The following is a 2076-nucleotide window of genomic DNA, read 5'->3' as shown; positions in this document are numbered from 1 at the left end:
TTACGGGGTCACTTCAAAAACTCAGTTTTTGCGGCTTTTTAGTATCTGGCTTGCGAGTTTTAATACCAGCACTCACTTTCCGGCAAGCTATAAATCTTCACCAAAAACAAGCATACACAGTTGCTCGAACTCTTCTTCTTTACCTGAGAACAGATCATCAATCACAAGTGAACGTTTTTGACCTGACTGCATGCGCTTCTTCGCTTCTCGCATCACCATCACCAGAGTGTGCTCTTGTGGCAGGTTTGAATCATCAATGTTCCATTGATTGAATCGCTGAGAAAGAGCACTTTCACAAAGCAGTGGTTTAAACGACAACACTTCTTGCTTCAAGACAGAAAGCATATCTTTAAACGCTTGTTCCGTATTATTGGCATTGGAAGCGCGAGCGTTGGTTTGCTCTAGTTTTTCTAGTAGTGCCGAAGAGAGGTTGGTTTGCGTAATGTAACCCGCTTGTCTTGGGAATGAATCCGTCAAACGAACAGAAAAATCGACACGGTTAACCTGAGTGTTTGGAAAGTAGGTCAGTGACGTTAGGCAGTCGTGTGGAATCCAGACGCTTTGTCCTGGTTCAACGGCATACTCTTGTTTGCCTAACTTAATCAAAACCAAGCCACTTTGAACCGATACAAGGCTATGTTTAAGTACTTTCTTGCGTGGTGTGATCACCAAGTGTGAAAAGTAAGCCGATGTATATTCAATAGCGAAGTTCATAGATAGTACCTTAATTTTGGGGCGTCAAGATTACCGTTAATCTTAAAGAATGCCAACAATAACAGGGGATTTTCAATGTTTCTGGTCTGACCTTGTCAAAAGTATGGGCTCTGTAGCTGCGAGAAGTCAAAACAACGCGTAGAATGAGCCAGCTTTTTATTATATGAATTAAAAAATGACCTCTCCAACCGATCCATATGTTGATATTCGTCCTTACGGCGATGATGAAATTCCAGCGGCACTAAACCGTCTTATTAATGATGAAGAATTTATCAGTGCAATCTTGCACTACCGTTTTTCAAACCATGCGTCTTGGTTCAAAGCATTAATGAGCCCGATTTTGCGTGTGTACTTAAAAATGAAGTGGAGCAAGCTGACTAGCGTTGAATCCATTCAGATTGAAGTGAAAAAGTACTTACGCGACACGTTAGCGAAAACCACTAACGGTGTGACGTACACTGGTATCGAGTCACTGGATGCGAACCAAGCTTATCTGTTTGTATCAAACCATCGTGACATTGCTATGGATCCTGCGTTAGTAAATTACGCTCTGCATCAAAATAATCATCAGACTTGTCGTATCGCTATCGGAGACAACCTGTTGAAAAAGCCATGTGCGACTGAATTGATGCGTTTAAACAAGAGCTTCATCGTAAAGCGTTCTTTGAAAGGACCGCGTGAGATGATGAAAGCGCTAGGGCAGTTGTCTTCTTACATTAAGCACTCTCTAGAAACGGGCAACTCAATCTGGATCGCTCAAAAGGAAGGTCGTGCGAAAGACGGTAACGATTTTACTGAGCCAGCAATTTTGAAAATGTTCCACGTTGAAGGACGTAAGCAAAAAATTGCTTTCCCTGAATACGTGAAGTCATTGAAGATTGTTCCTGTGGCTATTTCTTATGAGAACGACCCATGTGACACGGCTAAAGCGATAGAGCTTTTCGAAAAAGACGTAAACGGCAGTTACGAAAAGGGTGAGTTTGAAGATATCGAAAGTATCATTCAAGGCATCATCGGTGATAAAGGACGCGTTCACGTTGGTTTCGGTCAGGTTATCGACCAAGATTTTGATACGCCTGAAGCGCTTGCTGAAGAGATCGATCGTCAGATCCACGATAACTACAAACTGTTCCCAGTAAACTTGCTGGCAGCAGAAAAAGAAGATGAGTCGATTACAGCGGCCGTTAAACAAGAGTTTGAAGCTAAACTGTCGAGCCTGCCACAAGGTGCGCGTCAGTACTTGATCGATAGCTACGCCAACCCAGTGAAGAACATTGGTTAACGAGCGTTAGTTAGCTTGCTAGTTGATTAGCAACTTGATTGAATTGAAAAAGGAGCCTTGGGCTAATGCCGATCAGTTAA

General features: G+C 42.6%; 2 protein-coding genes. One reads left to right on the top strand and one right to left on the bottom strand.

The features are described from left to right. Window positions 1–87: 87 nt before the first annotated feature. Window positions 88–714 (bottom strand): AraC family transcriptional regulator, encoded by a 627-nt coding sequence (locus tag AB4384_RS23480; RefSeq protein ID WP_102321332.1) that lies wholly within the window; start codon window positions 712–714, stop codon window positions 88–90. A 175-nt stretch (window positions 715–889) separates the two neighbouring features. On the opposite strand from AB4384_RS23480, the gene AB4384_RS23475 reads away from it, so the two are divergent. Next, on the top strand, window positions 890–1996 hold the full coding sequence (locus tag AB4384_RS23475; protein ID WP_017062764.1) for a 1-acyl-sn-glycerol-3-phosphate acyltransferase: 1107 nt from the start codon (window positions 890–892) through the stop codon (window positions 1994–1996). Window positions 1997–2076: the final 80 nt, after the last annotated feature.

The sequence above is a fragment of the Vibrio sp. 10N.261.51.A4 genome (assembly GCF_041471945.1).
In the GTDB taxonomy this organism is placed as follows: Bacteria; Pseudomonadota; Gammaproteobacteria; order Enterobacterales; family Vibrionaceae; genus Vibrio; species Vibrio crassostreae_C.
This window is presented reverse-complemented; position numbering and strand designations above follow the sequence as displayed.

Bases quoted from the DNA above. Each gene is read 5' to 3' on its own strand.
- AB4384_RS23480 (WP_102321332.1), bottom strand. From the start codon at position 714: ATGAACTTCGCTATTGAATATACATCGGCTTACTTTTCACACTTGGTG.
- AB4384_RS23475 (WP_017062764.1), top strand. From the start codon at position 890: ATGACCTCTCCAACCGATCCATATGTTGATATTCGTCCTTACGGCGAT.